This is a genomic window from Cellulomonas telluris (assembly GCF_004886325.1).
Lineage (GTDB): Bacteria > Actinomycetota > Actinomycetes > Actinomycetales > Cellulomonadaceae > Cellulomonas > Cellulomonas telluris.
In genome coordinates, this window is record NZ_QXFN01000126.1 from 1 (window position 1) to 507 (window position 507).

The 507-nt window shown below is 71.2% G+C and carries 2 protein-coding genes; both read right to left on the reverse strand.

Going from position 1 to position 507, the window contains the following annotated elements:
- Window positions 1-179 (reverse strand): ATP-binding cassette domain-containing protein (locus FB586_RS20225; protein WP_136520882.1); only part of this gene is annotated, 179 nt, incomplete at its 3' end.
- A gap of 60 nt (window positions 180-239) precedes the next feature.
- On the reverse strand, window positions 240-507 hold a 268-nt coding region (locus FB586_RS19050), incomplete at its 5' end, for a ribosomal protein L7/L12 (RefSeq protein ID WP_136520883.1).

Here is a 507-nt window from a genome sequence, read left to right on the forward strand (position 1 = left end):
ACCCGGCCCTGCGTGGGGCGGTACTCGCGGAGCACGAGACGCAGGAAGGTCGACTTGCCCGAGCCCGAGGACCCCACGAGGAAGACGAACTCCCCCTTCTCGACATCGACGGAGATGTTGTCGAGCGCCGGGTGGGGGTGGCCGGGATAGGTCTTGGTGACCTTCTCGAAGCGAATCACGGCGTCGAGGCTACGTGAGGGGTGGACGCGATCGACGAATCCCGGGGCCGCGGAGCGACATCAGAGGGGCATCGCCTCCACGGCGTCCTTGGCCTCCTTGAGGCCGACGCCGGTGCGCTCGCGGTAGACCTTGATCGCGTGGATGGTCTTCCCGGCGCTGCGCAGGGCCCGCACCTCGCCCATCCAGTCCTCGGTGGCGGTGGTGGCGACGGCCGCCGCCACCGCACCGCCGGGGGTGGCCGTCAGCTGGGCGAGCTGTGCCTCGAGCCGCGCCACCCGTTGCTCGAGCTCGGCGATGCGCGACCGGTCGCCGTCACTGGAGCCGCCG